General features: G+C 31.2%; 17 protein-coding genes. 2 read left to right on the forward strand and 15 right to left on the reverse strand.

Translation table 11 applies throughout. The annotated features are described in order from the left end of the window. Positions 1 to 9: 9 nt before the first annotated feature. From FJV36_RS06820 to mnmE, 15 genes are all read right to left on the reverse strand, one after another. Entirely contained in the window at positions 10 to 912 is a 903-nt protein-coding gene (locus tag FJV36_RS06820; protein WP_158728025.1) for an IS1595 family transposase, read from the reverse strand. A 46-nt stretch (positions 913 to 958) separates the two neighbouring features. Further along, positions 959 to 2,371: a DEAD/DEAH box helicase family protein gene (locus FJV36_RS06825; RefSeq protein WP_158980954.1), complete on the reverse strand. Its 1,413-nt coding sequence runs from the start codon at positions 2,369 to 2,371 to the stop codon at positions 959 to 961. A gap of 452 nt (positions 2,372 to 2,823) precedes the next feature. Beyond that, positions 2,824 to 3,759: a hypothetical protein gene (locus FJV36_RS06830; protein WP_158729179.1), complete on the reverse strand. Its 936-nt coding sequence runs from the start codon at positions 3,757 to 3,759 to the stop codon at positions 2,824 to 2,826. 282 nt (positions 3,760 to 4,041) lie between these two features. Next, complete coding sequence (locus FJV36_RS06835; protein ID WP_158729178.1) at positions 4,042 to 4,266, reverse strand: hypothetical protein; 225 nt, start codon at positions 4,264 to 4,266, stop codon at positions 4,042 to 4,044. Positions 4,267 to 4,316: 50 nt separating this feature from the next. Further along, positions 4,317 to 4,907, reverse strand: coding sequence for a ParA family protein (locus FJV36_RS06840; protein ID WP_158729177.1), 591 nt, complete (start codon positions 4,905 to 4,907; stop codon positions 4,317 to 4,319). A 341-nt stretch (positions 4,908 to 5,248) separates the two neighbouring features. Further along, a complete protein-coding gene (locus tag FJV36_RS06845) occupies positions 5,249 to 5,533 on the reverse strand; it encodes a DUF5712 family protein (protein WP_158729176.1) in 285 nt (94 codons plus the stop codon). Then, positions 5,500 to 5,829, reverse strand: coding sequence for a helix-turn-helix domain-containing protein (locus FJV36_RS06850; protein ID WP_158729175.1), 330 nt, complete (start codon positions 5,827 to 5,829; stop codon positions 5,500 to 5,502). Before FJV36_RS06850 ends, FJV36_RS06845 begins: the two co-directional genes overlap by 34 nt. Before the next feature lie 70 nt (positions 5,830 to 5,899). Continuing rightward, positions 5,900 to 6,961, reverse strand: coding sequence for a DUF5712 family protein (locus FJV36_RS06855; protein ID WP_158729174.1), 1,062 nt, complete (start codon positions 6,959 to 6,961; stop codon positions 5,900 to 5,902). After that, entirely contained in the window at positions 6,961 to 7,479 is a 519-nt protein-coding gene (locus FJV36_RS06860) for a BfmA/BtgA family mobilization protein (RefSeq protein ID WP_158729173.1), read from the reverse strand. Before FJV36_RS06860 ends, FJV36_RS06855 begins: the two co-directional genes overlap by 1 nt. A gap of 158 nt (positions 7,480 to 7,637) precedes the next feature. Then, positions 7,638 to 8,690 (reverse strand): DUF6371 domain-containing protein, encoded by a 1,053-nt coding sequence (locus tag FJV36_RS06865; RefSeq protein WP_255470350.1) that lies wholly within the window; start codon positions 8,688 to 8,690, stop codon positions 7,638 to 7,640. Positions 8,691 to 8,916: 226 nt separating this feature from the next. After that, a complete protein-coding gene (locus tag FJV36_RS06870; protein WP_158729171.1) occupies positions 8,917 to 10,347 on the reverse strand; it encodes a DUF3987 domain-containing protein in 1,431 nt (476 codons plus the stop codon). Positions 10,348 to 10,357: 10 nt separating this feature from the next. Further along, on the reverse strand, positions 10,358 to 10,642 hold the full coding sequence (locus FJV36_RS06875; protein WP_158729170.1) for an AlpA family transcriptional regulator: 285 nt from the start codon (positions 10,640 to 10,642) through the stop codon (positions 10,358 to 10,360). 73 nt (positions 10,643 to 10,715) lie between these two features. Next, positions 10,716 to 11,759 carry a hypothetical protein gene (locus tag FJV36_RS06880; RefSeq protein ID WP_158729169.1) on the reverse strand — a complete coding sequence of 348 codons (1,044 nt, stop codon included), beginning with the start codon at positions 11,757 to 11,759 and terminating at the stop codon, positions 10,716 to 10,718. 5 nt (positions 11,760 to 11,764) lie between these two features. Beyond that, positions 11,765 to 12,892 carry a site-specific integrase gene (locus FJV36_RS06885; RefSeq protein WP_158729168.1) on the reverse strand — a complete coding sequence of 376 codons (1,128 nt, stop codon included), beginning with the start codon at positions 12,890 to 12,892 and terminating at the stop codon, positions 11,765 to 11,767. A gap of 148 nt (positions 12,893 to 13,040) precedes the next feature. Continuing rightward, on the reverse strand, positions 13,041 to 14,441 hold the full coding sequence (gene mnmE / locus FJV36_RS06890) for a tRNA uridine-5-carboxymethylaminomethyl(34) synthesis GTPase MnmE (RefSeq protein WP_158729167.1): 1,401 nt from the start codon (positions 14,439 to 14,441) through the stop codon (positions 13,041 to 13,043). A gap of 168 nt (positions 14,442 to 14,609) precedes the next feature. Between mnmE and FJV36_RS06895 the strand changes: the two genes are divergently transcribed. Then, a complete protein-coding gene (locus FJV36_RS06895; protein WP_158729166.1) occupies positions 14,610 to 15,449 on the forward strand; it encodes a universal stress protein in 840 nt (279 codons plus the stop codon). Positions 15,450 to 15,759: 310 nt separating this feature from the next. After that, positions 15,760 to 17,532 carry a DNA mismatch repair protein gene (locus tag FJV36_RS06900; RefSeq protein ID WP_158729165.1) on the forward strand — a complete coding sequence of 591 codons (1,773 nt, stop codon included), beginning with the start codon at positions 15,760 to 15,762 and terminating at the stop codon, positions 17,530 to 17,532. Positions 17,533 to 17,603 lie beyond the last annotated feature (71 nt).

The raw sequence follows: 17,603 nt of genomic DNA on the forward strand, positions 1-17,603 counted from the left end.
TCGAGTTACTTACTTAATGACTACGATTTGCTTCCAACCCTGATGCGGATGTGAGACTAATCGTTTGAATATATTATCAAAAATAGAATCTTTGTAAATTGACCTGTTCAGTCGATAAAAATATTCATCTAAATATTTTTGGAGATGTTCCTTTTTGACGTGTGATTGAATCGTTCTTATTGCAGTTTTTACCTGATGAATAATAGTGTGCATTTCTTTGAAGTTTTTCCCAGGAACGCTTTTTTCTTGGACGATGTTATAGCTCTTTGCTATTATTTTGTAAGCTGTCCATTGGTCTGTTTTAATATTCGCATCTTTACTTATATGCTCGTCAAATAATGGTTTTATTGACTTTGCAGAATAATCATCAATAACATTTGCATAACCTCTTTTTATCTTTCCTTCATCTGTCAGCTCAACAGCACAAGCAACTTTTGCCTTTTTGCTATCGTAACTTCTACCTTGTTTTCCTGTTTCTTTTCCGCCAACTACAAATTCATCAACTTGTACATTTCCTGTCATTGGATACTGTTTTGAGGACTTCATCGCAAGTCTTACTTTTTGCATAAACAACCAAGAAGTCTTTTGAGTTATTCCATAGCGTTTTGCCGCTTGAGTTGAGGATATTGATTTGGTTGTACAAGTCATTTCAAAGGCAATACAAAATGCTTTTTGAATTCCAAATTTAACTCTATGAAAAAGAGTTCCTGCCGTTGCACTCTCTTTATATCTACATTTGGTACACTCTCTTTTATTGTGTTTTTCAAAATAAACATACTTCGTATTCTCGCAACGTTTACATCTATAGCCGTCTTTCCACTTCTCATTGGCTATAAATTCACGGCAACTTTGGTCGTCTGGGAATGTCTTTATGAACTCTAAAATATTCTCCCCCTGAAATATACTTTCCATATCCTTGTATTTACTATAAATATAAGTGTTTTTTAAGTAAGTAACTCTATAATATTAAATCATAAATTTTACTTTGTTCTTTTACACCGCCTTCATTATCGGCATATTCTCCAGATGCTTTTTGAGCAAAATAATACCCTTGAACAGATTGAATTTCTTCACTTGAAGGAATCTTTCCTCCATAATATTCAGGATATATTTCCTTGTATTTTTGAACAAATAAGTTTTTAATAATGGGTGTTTCACCTACATAATTAGATACTCGGTCAATAAAAATCAATGACAAACATTTTATATTTTTCTCTAAAAGCTTTTGTGTTTTAGCAAAATGACGGTGGAGCAACCATTCTATTTGTAAAGCCCAAATATTTTCTAAACTTCCTGCTATTTGTTTTTCTAAAACTTCAGCTCCATTAGTAAAAACTACAGTCCACTTTTGTGTTTTTAAGCTTTTATTTATTCGAGAAATTTTATAATTTAAATAACTTGGATTGTTGGTTTTCTCTCCTAAATTATCTCCTTCTTTTAACCAAGCCGTATTTTTAAAATCAATCTTCCCGTTTGAATTATTAAGATGCCAAGCTTTTAGTTTCACTTTTGGGTCTCCTTTACCAATTTGAATATCGGTTAATTCAATTTTCAAAGAAGCTTCATCATTCTTTTCGGTAACTGTAAGTACTTCAATTTTCTTAACCAATCCCTCTTTATAACTATCAAAAGGTGTTAATCTAAACAAAAGGTTTTTAATTACTTTATGCGTTGCAGAATAACGCAGTTTTATTAAAGGATTAAGTTTTGCAATTTGTTTTATGGAATTATCTGTATCCATTCCTTCTTGCGGTTCATCCATTATAATGATTGGATTTGTTTTACCAATTGCCTCAATGAACGGGGTATTATTGAACAAGTCTTCGCGTTGCGCCTGATTCAAAATTTTGTCTTCAGAATTAAAAGAAGCCAATGTCATGATCATTACCTGCGGGTGCTGGTCTTCTATAAACTGAGTAACCTTCGTGAGTTTTTTACTGTCGTATTCAAAAGCACTAGGAGTGAAGCCGTATATATCCTCAAGTTGTTTATCAAATGATTTAAAAGTACCGATTATGTTTTGTCTTATAGCTACTGACGGAACAAGAATTATAAACTTAGTAAAGCCGTAATGTTTAAAAAGTTCATAGATAGTTTTCACGTAAACCAATGTTTTCCCTGTTCCAGTTTCCATCTCAACACAAATATCATTATCGGCGGAAAGGTTTGCCACGTCTTGATTTACTCCATTTTCAAAGCAAATATTTTTAATATTCTCCTGAACTTCCTCTTTAGATAATCGAGATACATTGGAACGAATACCTTCAAAACAAGCACTGTCAAATGTGTTTTTTTCTGTTCCTTCAAAAACTTTTACAATTGATTGAACGGCTATGTCCTGATATTTAAGGTTTTCTAGTTTTAGTTTCATTTTTATGTTGGCAATCTATTAGGAGTAATCTGCTTTTATTGGATTAAATTTTTATTTGAATTTTTCTAATTTACTGCAATTTAAGTAGGTTCAGAAAAATGAAAAAAAATAAATATTTAACTACAATAATACAAAAAATCAATTTAATCTGAAAGGATTAAAGTTAATAAAAGCTAATAAAGATTACTAAACGTTAAGAGTTTTTAAGCATTACGCTGCTACTGACATTTCTTAAATGAATATGGTACTGAGTTATGATGTAATTAAAAAGAACGAGGATAAAGAAAAGATTGAACTAAATGTGTTTAAATATTTTGCTAGGCTTTTGGATTTCTACATTTTGGGGTGTTTTTTTTATTCTATAAAACTAGAATTATATAATTCTATAAATCTAGTTTTATAGAAACGTATTTTTTTTTTGCACTTATCAAAAAAAAAATCATTTTTTGTAATTATTTCCTTTTAGGCGAACTTCCATAAGTTGGTAATAGTTCTAAATTCTTTTTTGGAATCATAGTCAAATATAGATTGTCATTGTCTCTTTTCCATAGTCCATAAATATATTCTACTCCCGGTTCAATAACTATTTTCTGATTGAAGATTATAGTTCCTGTATGTGAAGGACGGTCAGGGTAATTTTGGTCTTTATTAGTAGTTAATCTAAATTTTAGTTCATTTGTTTCAATACCTATATCAAATGAGCTTTTGGTAATCATTTCTTTTATTGAAATTTCATTTTTAAAACTAGTTAGTTTATCTAAGTAACGATAATCTATGATCTCTTTCGTCGTTGAGTCTCTTTGTAAACTCAAAAGATTATAAGCCTCAATAGTTTCCAATGATTCAATAAATAGAATCCAATTATCTGAACCTAATATGGGATGATAATGTTTTTTTAATTCAACAAAATTCATTTTGAAGCAATTACATAGCATTCCTTTTTGGAAATTAGAAAGGTGTAGCCAATTTTCAGTTTCAATGGCTTTTTCTAAATTTTCATTTATTTTTTTTTGTTCTTGAATATTTTTTAAATTAGTTTCTTCCTGTTCTCTATTGACGCAAAAGCTGCACTTATATGTTGAACTAGGATTACTTGTCAATGCTTGATCTATAATTGATTTAAAATTCAATCTACTAGATGCTTGAAAATCATTAAATTTAGGACAAGACCCACAAGGAATAGAAAACATTAGAAAACCACGTAAAGAAATAAGTTTGTTTAGTTGACTTTGAGAAATTTCAAAAGTTTCCATTATACTTTTGGCTGTATTTAAAAATTCAAAACCATTAAACTTCCAGTACAGTTCAATGATTGATTTCTCTCTTTCAGTACATTTTTCTGAAACTTGAACTCGAATATTGGAGATTTTTTCGTTTTTATTTCCCATGATGTTTTTAAAAAAAGCGTGGAACTGTTTCTTGTTAGCACTATAGGTATCTCCAAACACCAGCACACCAAACAAGAACAGCCCACGCTAGGCATGGGCGTCTTAGTTTTGATATTAGCGTGCTATTAATTTTGGAGATTTTATAGTACTAATTCAAAAGCTAAACACTTTGAGTTATTTTATTTTAAGTAATTATCTATACAGAATAGGCATTGTTTTTTGTTAAAAGTCTACAGTTAAATCCTTGAATTTAATAATGTAAAATAAGCTATTTTTTTGAATTTAAACAAGTGAATTTCTTAATGCATTATTTACAATTTCTTTCATGCTGATTTCATCTTGAAAAGCCTTTAATTTTAATTTTTTGTAGATCTCTTTCTCAATGTAGAATGAGAATTGAACTTCTTCTATTTCCTTAGTGGGAACAGGTACAATTTTTTGAATTTTGTTTTGTTGATTGTTAGACTTGACCTTATTTATCAAGTCACTCATGCTTTCTGATTTCATCGTTATAGATTTATATGTTTATAGATTTATAGAATTGTAGTAAACTACATTTATAGGAATAACATCAATATTTCTTTTGAGAGTTGGTCTAATTGTCGTTGAGCGTTTCTATCGTTTGCAACCCCTTGTAAAACAACAGATCTCGTGAAAGCAACTAAATCACTGATGTGCGTTTTCGCAATGGGTACCTTATATTCCTCTAAGCCAATTAAGATATCTAACGTTAATGTAGTGTTAGGCTTAATCATGTTGAATACCACAAGAGTAGAATCCGTTTTATGTTCGTGTTCAATAAGTTTCAAAGTGCTTTTAATAGCCAACAAATCCAGAATTCCGGCTTTAGTTGGAACAAGTATCAAATCAGCTATGCTAATCAAATTAGGCAATTGATTTGATAAGTAAGGAGGAGTGTCGATAAAAACAACATCATACTCTAGGTTTAAAATAGTATTTAAATCCTCGACAAATGGAATGATATCGAAACTAGTAATGATCTCTTTCAATTGGCTCAAACTTCCTTGTGAGTCGAAATCGAGAACCGCAACTTTTGAGCTTTTAGCTATATTCTGAGCGAGATTAAAGGTAAGTGTGCTTTTGCCAACTCCGCCTTTTTGGTGTGTTATTAATATGATTTTCGGCATGTTTTAAAATTTAAACGGTTATTAATTCTGTAAACTTAGCGAAGCGATTAGCAGCCCAAATCCTTTCCACTATCAAGAACTTTCCTAACAACTTTTATTGACAAATCCGTTATGGATTTTGGGAAACTAGTAGGTATCTTAGTAAATGGGATTTGCTCTTTTTTACTTTGAATTGGGTTTAATTGTTCCTTCACCTCATTTAACCCGGTGTACTTCAAAATGAAATTTTTAGTCTCGTTTTTTATACCCCTGGATATTTTATTTCCTAATTCTTTTTCGGACTTTTCAATACTATAATTTTTCTTTTTATCATCAAAATATTCATACGATTGGTGAATGGGTCAGGCATACTCGAATTTTTTATCGAAAGTTTGCTCTGCCGTTTTGAAAAAAGCACTGCGATTAAAACCAACTTGATTTTTTCCAGCTAAAAGCATTCTGTCCCTTGCGGCTGACAAGGGAGATAGTGAAATTTTATCCCGTGCGTTATGGTTGGTTTTCTCATGCTTAGAGACTAAAACATTTACTTGGAAGTTGTCGCTACCTTTCAAAGTGTCGTGTTTGATTACTTCCTTGGTAAATGGATCTCCAACTACTTCTCTCCAATTTTTTGATTGAACCACCATTCATTTTTAAATTTATTATTAAACGCTTTTAATTCTTTTTTATATTGTTTAATATCAAAATTATAAGGTAAACTGAGCATGTTTAAAAATGGATCAATTCGGTTATAAGTAATTAGTAATTTCACTAAATTTTCAACCGAAAAATTATTGCCGTTCTCAATTGAGCTTACAGTTTTTCTACTAATCCCAACTTCATCAGTGATATCTGTTTGTGTCATATCCATATTTTGACGAAGCTTTTCAAGCTTTTGGCCAATCAGAATCATACATTCTTCTAAATTCTTAATCTCTTCCATGGTGTAACTTTTGTGTTACAAATACAATAATAATTCGAATATGAGTAACTTATTACTCATATTGGATTTATTATATACTTCTTTTCGTTTTTAATTTCTTCTTTTTGTCATCAGATATAGAGATGTCGTTGGAATTTGTAACATCTATTACTGCAATAATACCTTTCAATATTCCAATTGAATGATTTTGATATTGATTTCCTGCCATTAAATTATTGCCAGCACTACTTACGCTCGTAATGTTTGATTTCATTTGGCTTTCTATTATTGGCATTGTTTTAGTATTGCTAGCCGCTATTTTTTTATTAAGCTCATGCTTTTCTTGCGGGCTACCATTTTTTAAGATATTTTGATTTTCAAATTTTTCAAGTAACTTTCTATTATACCTGAAGTGTTCATCGAAAGTTTCTTCATTTATTTTAATCCAGTTTACCCTATCAAAGCCAACTTGATATTCATTATCCCCAATAGTTCTGTTGGTGTTTTTTTCATTGCAAATAGGGTTTAATTTTAGTCGTTGGCTTTTATCTTTTCTAGAGACAATAAAGTGAATATGTGACTGTAAACCTTCTTTATTTTCTCCTGAAATTCTCTTGCCATTAAGTACATCTTTATCGGTTCCTTTGAATTTTCTAAAGTGTTCAATTTTAGCAAAATATACTAAATCACTTCCAGCATTAATACCCTTCTGTTGACGATTGAAGTTCAAAGCATAGTTATCCATTACTTTTCGACCATACGCTCTTATAAGTGTATTAAATTGCTCTAATTCGACTGCATTAAAATCCCAAACATTTGTCAAGTCAGTTTTACCAGTTGCTAGAAAGGCAATATGATTTAATTCATTATCACTAAAGCTTATCGTAGGGGCAAAATATTTCGCATCATTTGCACCTAATTTTCTTTTGTTTTTATCAATAGAACTAATAACTTCTATTGCACTGACATTTGTTTCTGAAGAAGTAAAGAAGCCTTGTTTTCTTCTTTCTAGCTGAAAGACATCATTTCTTGACAAAGACTTTTTAATGATTTTGTCTAGCTCTTCATTTTCTTTTCCTAAGTAAATGGCCAAGTTAGAACAACTCCCTTTATTGTCTGCTCCAAGTGAACTATGTGGTTTAGATATTGGCATTATGAAAAAAGAGATTTCAGTTTATCCATCGTACCTGATTTATTTTTGTCATCTAATAGTTGACAAATCAGCAAAATCGCTTGTCTATTTTTTTGTAATTCAGAGATTAGCATTTTCGTTCTTTCCGAATCATTACTATTTGTTTTGTCAAGATTCTCAACGTGAGTCTTTTTTATTTCATTTGTTCGCTCTGAATGCTGACTCAATAGTTTATTTAACACAATAATTAGTTTTGATATTTCTTCCTTTTGAATATTTTGATAATTAAAAACATCTTGTCTTAAAGGTTTTAAAATATCTCGTTCTTGAACTTTTAAAAAAGAGACTATCCTTTTGTCTAAAGCAGCAACCATTAAGGAGGGGTTGTTGTTTACAGCATCTTTAGGATTGATACCTGTTTTTTTGAAATAATAAATCATTTCTTTAACAAGCGAACCCAAGTTCATTCGCAAACTTTCAGATAATTTTCCAAGTTCTGCATGTGCTTTTTCATCTATAATGATACTTTTTTTAGTCATAATTATAATTTTTAAAACTGTTAATCAGTTAGTTAGGTTTTTATTGTATTTAGATTATAAAATCTTATAAATTTTAGTCCTTAAAGAAAGCCTTATTTTCAAGGCTTTGGCCTCGCAGAGCAAGTAGGATAGGGGTTTTTCCGCCCCTGTCCTACTTGCTACTCTATTCGAGACAATGTGATTGTGTTACCATTGGAATCTCTAAGATCAAAGAGATCAATTAGAAGCTTCAAGTTTTCATTTTTTAAGTACAGTTTATTGATCGTTTTTTGTTGGTTTGAAATAATTGTTTTTGGTTTGTAATTGAGGTTTTCTAAAAAGTAGTCAGCAATATCATAGCCTTTTTCTCTATCCTTAGGGGTAGCTTTTATTTCAAGTAAATCGGAAATTGCTATATCAAAACCTTTTTTTTTATAGTACTCACATTTTGATTTCCAAATGCTAAACGGACTTCCGTTTAGTCCGTTAATACCTAAGTCTGGATAAAGAATAATTTTTCGATTCTTCAAAATTTCCATTTTGGTTTCATTTAAACCATTCAAACTGCCAGCTGCTAACCAAATGTATTTTTCGAATAATAAACTCATAACACAAGCCGTTTTTTCGGATTCAACTATAGCAATTACATTGTTGTTTCCGTTAATTAAATGTTCTCCAAAAAAGCATTGACTAAGGTTGAAATCTGTTATTTCATCCCATTTTATTTTTATGGAATGAACCCAATTAATATACTTAGTCCTTTTTCCTGATTTACTGTAAATAATTATTTTTCCCCCTCTGATCAATTTTTTAGTGTCAATTTGCCAAAATACAGTTCCGAAATGCCAGTAATTTGCAGTTCCTATTTTATACTGATCAACTATTTTTTCTACCTTTTGAATATCAAATTTTGATAATAGGAAGGATATGAAATTATTTTCTGAATGGTATTTAATGGTTGCCAGTAAGTCCTTTTCATTATGTAATGAAATTTGCTCTTGTTTTACAGATTGGGCTGCGTATTGAACATGAATTTTATATTCTATATTATTATCCGTAAAATAAGATTTAGGAGTATAGTGATAACCACAATTTATTTCTCTGTCACATCTGCCAACTATTAGAGAAACATATTCGCTTGATTCAACATCAATATACAGTACCATTGTTTTTTTATTACAGTTTGGACATGCGTGTTTTGTTGATTTTTTATGTAATGTATATTTATGCATTATTTACTGTTGTTTCACTTTCTTCACTTTCTTCACTTTCCAGTAATAGCAAAGGTTTAACATTGCTACATAGCTTCACTTTGGCTTCATTTTGACTTCACTTTGAAATTCAATAGTGAAATATGAAATTGCACTTTCTTCACTAATTTTGCACTTTTAATTGATTTTAAATAATTGTAAATCAATGTTTTAATTGTCAAAGTGAAGAAAGTGAAGAAAGTGAAGTCTATACTATTTTTTCATAACTTCCGTGAGCTAGTCTTTTGAATAATTTTGGGTCTTTTAAGTAAGTTTTAAATTGCCTATCAGAAACTCTAGATTTACCTTCAATTAATTTACAAGCGATTTTTATTCCTTCTGCAGTTGTAAAAGTTTTGGGTAGTTCGTTTAAAATATTTTTTTGAAGTTCTGTCAACGTTTCAAAATAATTTTTTTTTAAAATCTCTCCTCTAACTTGAATGGCATTATGGTAGAAATAATCAAATAATTGAATTGCACCTTTGATAGATGATATACCTACTTTGTTTTTTGATTCGTTTTCTACTGTCGAATGAATTAATTGGAGAATTAGTGCAAAACGTAGTACATATTGTTGCAATTTAATTTCTATACTTCGTTCATAATCAAAGAAAAATTTATCGGGTCTATTATTTTGCCATTGGAATAAGTATTCTTTTGCTTCAGTTTCCATCGTAAATACAGTAGACAAATTAGGATCTTCATCACCCAAATCAATTAAATTATGAATAAGAGTAGTGTAATTATTAAATATTACTTTATTTACTTGCTGTATATTCCAACGTAATACTTTTTCATTATTTGGATAAACAAACAGCAATCGGTCCATAAAGCCATTAGTAGCTCTTCCGTCCTTACCAAAATCTTTTAAAACTGAAATTTGAGTGCTACCAATAACGCTTAAACAAGGATCTTCAAGTCTCAGGGACTTTCCTGAAGCTCTATCTGTTGTTACTTGTGTACCACTCCATAAGCTTAAATAAGTTTCAGCTTCACCTGAACTATTATATCTCTGAAAGTTCTTAAGCCAACCGTTTAACTCATCAACATAAATACAAATACCTCTCTTGTTATAACTATGATGAAGTATTAATGCTTCGGGAGTAAAATCACTTAATAGATACCTCTTTAAGATTGGCTTTTTCTCCTTGTTTTTATTTTCTGAGTTTTCTGAATTGTTTTTTTCGTATTCAGCTAATTGATTTTCATAGTCTACAAATAGTTGACTCTCTTTGATTTGTATAGGATTGAAACAAAACTTTAAAGCTTGTGTCTTTGCATCTCCTGGTTGTCCTACTATGACCATAAATAAATTTACTTTTTCTTGCCATCCATGTTTTACTTTAAGTTTATGTGATTTGCCAATTGAAGCGGAGGCAGCCGAAAGTAAACCCGCACCAAGATAATCTATAGGGAATAAATGCTTATTGTTAATCTCAATAATAATCTCTTGTATAGCTTTGGGATAAATTTCTATTGGGAATAGATTTCCTTTAGTTTCTTTATGTTTCAAAAAATCAATTTCAAGGTCCATAATGTCAATTATTCCTTGATTTCTAGTATCTTTGCCTTGCGAACCAAAGACTTTACCCTTTATACTTTCCGAAGTAAGAAGGGTATTGTTTTTTATATCAATCATAACTCAAATACTATCCTTTTGAGTTCACATAATTTGATGCCTCTTTTTCGATTTGAGAAATCGATTTTGATTTGTTTTGAAGTAACCATTCATCAATCTCTGATTTAGTAAAAAAGAGTGTTCGATTATTAGGCTTAGAGTAGGGAAGGATATTATTGTGTACTAGTTTATATACGTAACTTTTTGAGAATCCAGTGTAGTTTACTACATCATCAACAGTGAAGATTTGTTTGTTTGTCCCAATTATAAGTTTTTCTAATTGGGTTAATTTTTGAATAATTGCATTGCTTTCCATAAGTGATTTGTTTTAAGATTATGGGAGCAAATGTCACTAAAGCGTAATAGATAAATATTAAGATATTAAGACCTTAATGATTTTTAATCTTTTCAAACATAGATTTCAAGATTTTAATATCATCTCGTTCTTTTGTAAACCTTCGATATTGTGCCATAGAAGAATATATTGCATTGGCCTTTATTATACCATTCTTGTTCGCAATTTTCGCTGAATATTCAATAGTTGATAATTCTATTTTTATATCAAAATAAGTTTTTATAAAATCAATAAAATGTTTAAATAGAATATTGTCCATTTCAAGATAAATAATTGAATTATGACTTTCCCAATCATTTTCAAACACTTCAATAAATTGATTTAATGAAGTTTTGTTCTGGTCTATCAGCATAATTTTCTCCAGGTTTTTATATAGATTACGTAAATCGCCGTTACTCATATTGATTTGATAATTTCCGTTTTTATTCCCATGGTTGTTTACATTCTTAGATGTAGTTAGAACCATAACTTTTTTATGGATTTGAGACTGTAGTTTTTCGAGATGATTTTCATATTTTTCTAATTCTCCGTTAATATCTAATAAAAAAGAAATTTTTTTAATATCAAAATTATCAACCTCGATATCTAGATTGTCTATGTGATTAATTAAAGCAATTTTAAAAATAGACAAAGGATAAGATATATGTTCATAAATTTTGTCTGATAAGACTAAAAGCAGGTGAGAATGAGTTTCTTTAGGGTATTCTCTCATCTCTAAATGAAATGCTATTAATTTAGAAAGTTCCTTTTTACAATTAAAAGCAATTGATGCTTCAGTAATTATGTTTGATTTCTCCTCATTCTTAAATTTTTGATTATCCTGGAAGGGGAGCGGCTGATTATTTTCTATTGAATGATCATAATGTATATAAAAAAAATGTTTTAGGGTTGTAATATCAATATCTTCAAATCGAAAATAATATATGTAATTAGAAAGAAATAAAAAGAATTGTGATTCGTTTAACTTTCCTATTAAACTGAATGTTTTTACATTAATTTCACTTAAATCTTTGTGAATTTCATTTACAGCTTGATAATAACGTTTGTTACATTGTTTAAAATATGGATAATGTAGCATATTTTTTAAATATTAATGTTAGGGATTAGATTTGATGCTTCTTTCATTTTTTGGTCAACAATTTTAGCATAGATTGCCGTCGTGCGTATTTCACGGTGTCCTAATCTTTTGGAAACGGTATAAATATCAGCTCCATTTTCAAGTAAAAGCACTGCATTAGTGTGCCTTGCACTATGGAAAGTTATGTGTTTTGATATTCCTGCACGATTGCACCAACGTACAATCTCATTATTGTAAACCGCACTATATTTAAGACCGACAAAAACTCTATCAGTTGGAGATTGTCGCGTTTGCAATAACTCACGTGCTTGAGCGGAGATATACAGGTATTCAACACCGTCTGTTTTTTCTTGCCTAAAATTAACTCTACTTGAATTGTCTTCATCTCTTACTTCTGACCAAACTAAGGTATTGATGTCGGACCATCTCAAACCTACTAAACAAGAAAAAATAAAGGCACGTTTTAGCACGTTATATTTACATTCAGTTTGTGCTAGTTGTTGTAATTCTTGAAAGGTTAAATATTCTCTTTGACTTTCAGCTTGCTCAAATGATTTTGTTTTCGAAGCATAGTTTATTGATAAATAGCCGTCATCAAACGCAGCCCTTAGACAAGCTTTGAACTTGTTGAAATAAGAATATTTTGAATTAAGTGAAAGGGGAGTGTCACTTTTTGTTTTAGCTTCTTTATCAAAGTACAAACGCACTCGCTTGACAAAGTTCTCGTCAATTTCATCAAATGTAAGATTTGATGAAATACATCTTTTTAGATGCAGAGAAGTTGCTGTCCAGTTACCGTAGTTTTTAGGAGAGTCAATTTTTTCCTCAGTTTTCTCTATAAAATAATCTAAAAACAATCTTTTTGACTTGGAAGTGTTTTTGATGTCAAACTTACCTTGAAAGTATTCCGCTTTACGGATAGATAATATTTGTTCACTTAAAGTATCAATTTCTTTATTTTCTTTTTTTTCAGCAGCAGTCTTTGGATCTTGATTTGGATATAATTTTAGATACTCAAAATCTCTTAAATGAATCCTTTTGCCATCTAAGTTTAGAGTAGAACCCTTATAGTATTCTAGGTATAGACTGAACTTACCATTTTTTAACTTCTTTTTCTTTAAAGTAATATTCATAGGTGTACATTTTTACACCTTTTTTGTCATGAGGTGTACATTGAGTGTAACAAATGTATGAATTAAAGTTATTACAAGAAAGCTAAAATACAGCTAAATCAATGGTAGTCAAGTTATAGAAAGTTAATAATACTTAAAGAAAGCACTTTTATTTCCCGATACAGAAATTAGCAAATATATTCCCCAGCAATTCATCATTAGTCACTTGACCGGTAATCATCCCGAAATGGTATAATGCTTCGCGGATATCAAGTGCCATCAAGTCACTAGAAAGGTTGGTTTCAAGCGCGTATTTCACTTTGCTAATTTCATCAAGAGCTTTTAATAAGGAATCATAATGACGGGTGTTGGTCACAATGGTTTCGTTGTTGCGCAACGCACCAGTGTTAACAAAGGAAAGCAATTGGTTTTTGAGCTCGTCAATGCCAATTTTTTGTTTTGCACTTAATAATACTTGCTGCACGTTTAACTTGTCAAGTTGCTGGCTGATAGAATCTCTTTCCTCAACCGAAATTAAATCTATTTTGTTGATTACAACGAGTAATGGTTTTAAAGGATATTTATTTTTTACTTTTTCAATTTCAAGGATGTACTCTGAACCTGAAACTTGAAACCTGAAACTTTCAAATAAATACAAAACCACTTGCGCTTGTTCTATTTTCTCAAAAGTTTTTTGAATACCTATACTTTCTACGTAGTCTTTGGTTTCTCGAATACCAGCCGTATCAATAAAGCGGAAACCAATGCCGCCAATGACTAATTCGTCTTCGATGGTGTCACGCGTTGTTCCCGCAATGTCTGATACAATGGCGCGTTCTTCGTTGAGTAAAGCATTCAAAAGCGTCGATTTTCCTACGTTGGGTTCACCCACAATGGCAACAGGAATTCCGTTTTTAATTACGTTACCCACCGCAAAGGAATCAATCAAGCGTTTTAGCACAAACTCAATTCTATTCAATAATTCGTGAAACTGGGTTCTGTCTGCAAACTCTACATCTTCTTCGGCAAAGTCTAATTCGAGTTCAATAAGCGAAGCAAAGTTTAAAAGTTCTTCTCTCAATTTGGCAATTTCATTAGAAAAACCACCACGCATTTGCTGCATCGCAATTTGATGGCTGGCTTCATTGTCTGATGAAATCAAATCAGCAACAGCCTCGGCTTGTGATAAATCCAGTTTTCCGTTCAAGAAAGCGCGTAGGGTAAACTCACCTGCATCGGCCATTCGGCATCCTTTTCTGAGCAATAATTGTATAATTTGCTGCTGAATATACGTTGATCCGTGACAAGAAATCTCTATAGTATTTTCGCCGGTATAGGAATTTGGTCCTTTAAAAACAGAAACCAATACTTCATCGAGCGTTTTGGAACCATCCACAATGTGACCTAAATGTAGGGTGTGTGTTTTTTGAGAGACTAGATTTTTATTTTTTATCGATTTAAAAACACTATCAGCAATAGGAATAGCATCTTGACCAGAAATTCGTATTATAGCAATTGCTCCGGCGCCAGATGGTGTGGCAAGGGCAACAATGGAATCTTGAGCGATCATGTTGATTTATTTTTATACAAAAGTAACCAAAATTGGTGGGAGCGCAAGACAACTGCGCTACTGAAAAATAATTTTGAAAAAGTGATGCTATAATGATAAATGTCATACTTCTAGCGCAAGTAAGAGCCTACCTTTGTTGCAACAACTAATCTCTTAACTTTAAATGTTATGAAAAAAATTCTTTTCCCTACCGATTTTTCTCCTGTTGCCACAAATGCTTTTGTACATGCCTTAAAGTTTGCAAATACAGTAAAAGCTGAAATCGTATTGTTGCACACCTTTGATGCGCCTAGTTTTGACAGTTCGTTTTTTCCTCCTAATTATACCATTTTATACAACTCAGTCGAGTTGAGTAAATTTGAACAGTTTAAGGATGAGGTTCCTAAATTACGAGCCATTGCAGAAGGGCTCAATTTGCAGCACATTATATTATCGCATAGATTGACTGAAGGCGATTTGACCTCTTGTATTTTTGATATTACTCAAGACGAAGATATTGATTTTATTGTCATGGGAACAAATGGTGTGCAAGGTTGGGACGATTTTTTTGCGGGTACCAATACGGCAAACATTATAACTGACGGAACTGTTCCCGTATTATGCGTTCCTGGGGATGCTGAATACAGACCCATTCACCAAATTTGTTTTACTACTCGATTTAGAAAAAAAGACAAAAAAGCTTTAAAACAAGTTTTAGCTATAGCGCGCAAAACAGGAGCCAAAGTAAAATGTTTGTATGTAAAAACAGCTAATTCTGATGTTACCAAAGATACGATTAAAGCGTGGGAAGATGAGTTTAGTGCCGACCCAGTAGAATTCCACGTTATGATTAGCGATGACGTTCAGGGTTCTATTTACGATTTTATTCAGCAAAAAGACATTGATATACTCACTTTGTTGCATTACAAAAGAAGCTTTTTAGCAGGTATTTTCAATTCGAGTTTAACCCGAAAAATGGCCAATTATACTGATTTACCAATTTTAGCCATTCCTGCTGATATAGAATAGAAAAGAGCGGTTTTGTGGCATAATTTTATTAGCTGATTGTATTGTTTTTCGAATTTAAAATGTTTTGACAGGAATTGTTTGATCCAATGAAAGTTATAAAAACGAAGCAGTTTATGAGAGTATCATATTTTAAAGCCTTTTGATTTTACAAACCTTTACATAAATTACAATTGAAATCAACTCAATAATGCAGCAATGGAGCCTCTAAAGTTATAGATATTGTGCGTCTTGTAGTACAGCCGCGCCACTGCTTTTAATTGAGATGGATAGGGAACTAATTTACTATATTTGTAAATCATCAATTCAAAATATGGAAATTTATAAATCAAGAGTTGCCCAATTTTCTCAAGTAGCATCAACCTTAACAAAAAAGTACAATAGCATCAGTATAAGTAGATTACTGGCTATGGTGCTTTTTTTTGTTTCAATTTATTACTATTTAAAAACAAATGCTTTACTATACAGTCTGGCAGCTGTTTTTTTTCTGGTTTTGTTTATTATTTTAATGCGTTTGCATACGTCTATAAATACTAAAAGAAAGATAAATAAGGCCCTAATTGACATTAATACTAATGAGATTTCTTATTTAGAGGGTAAAGCTATTCCGTTTGAAAATGGAATTGAATTCAATGATTTCCACCATCCGTATGCGTATGACTTGGATATTTTTGGTGCGCATTCTTTGTTTCAAAATTTAAATAGAACAGCAACTTACATAGGAAAAAAAACGTTTGCAAAACGATTGTTATCTATAGCACCCAATACTGAGATTGAGCAAAATCAAGAGGCAGTAAAGGAGTTGTCTTCTAAAATAGAGTGGCGTCAAGAGTTTTTGGCTGTGGCCAAAGTAGGAGAGGACACGGCAACTAGTTACGAAAATTTAGTGCGTTGGACTACATTTAACAGTTCTCCGCTTTCGCGAATGACTGTTTTAATTTCATACCTATCACCGCTACTTTTTATTACTTTTTTGATATTGTATGCTGTCACTTCAAAACTTATTTTCGCCTCAATTCTGGGTTATGTTTTTATATTTAATTTGATGGTTTTAGGAAGGTTTGTCAAACGAATTCTAGCCGAAGTAGCCACCTCAACAAATATTGATATTACAATTCACCAATACAGTTTACTATTAGAAAAAATTGAAAAGGAGCCGTTTACATCTCAAAAACTAATTCAGTTGCAACAGCAATTAAAAATTGAAAATGGAAATGCCAGCGCGCATTTAAAAAAATTATCTGAATTGTTTTCTAATATGGATAGTATTGGAAATTTTGTAACTGCAACCGTTTTTAACGGAACTTTTCTTTTTAATTTGCATGTTTTTAAGGCTTTATTAAAATGGAAAAACAACAATGGCGCTGCGCTAGAGCAATGGTTGAATGTTATTGGTGAAATGGAAATGCTCAACAGTTTAGCAAATTTTGGGTACAACAATCCAGATTTTGTTTACCCAAGTTTAAATACTAATTATAAAATTGATTTTAAAAGACTAAGTCATCCTTTGTTGAATAAAAAAACTAGAATAGGCAATGACGTTTGTTTTTATCCACAGTCTTTTATGATATTGACGGGATCTAATATGTCTGGCAAAAGTACTTTTTTGAGGAGTTTAGGCATCAATATGGTTCTTGCAGGAATTGGTTCTCCTGTATGTGCATTACAAGCTAATATTCATCCCTTACCAGTACTAGTATCCATGAGATTGTCTGATTCCTTAGCAGATAGTGAATCGTATTTTTTTGCTGAAATAAAACGCTTAAAACAAATCATGGACGAATTGCATCATACACCAGCTTTTATTTTACTGGATGAAATTTTACGCGGTACAAATTCTGATGACAAGCGAAACGGTACCATAGAAGTAGTTAAGAAAGTGATTGCTAAAAATGCCATTGGCGCCATTGCTACACATGATATTGAAGTTTGCCTTACTACAAATGAATATCCTGAAACCTTAGTAAATAAATGTTTTGAAGTAGAGATTGTTAATGATGAACTCCATTTTGATTACAAACTTCGTGACGGAATTTGTAAAAACAAAAGCGCTACTTTTTTAATGAAAAAAATGGGAGTGATTTAGAACGCCATACTTTTGTCAATATCATAAAGTGACATACAAAGGATTGATTGTGGTAATTTTTAGTGAAGAAA

Source organism: Flavobacterium sp. I-STPP5a (genome assembly GCF_009764685.1).
Taxonomy (GTDB): domain Bacteria; phylum Bacteroidota; class Bacteroidia; order Flavobacteriales; family Flavobacteriaceae; genus Flavobacterium.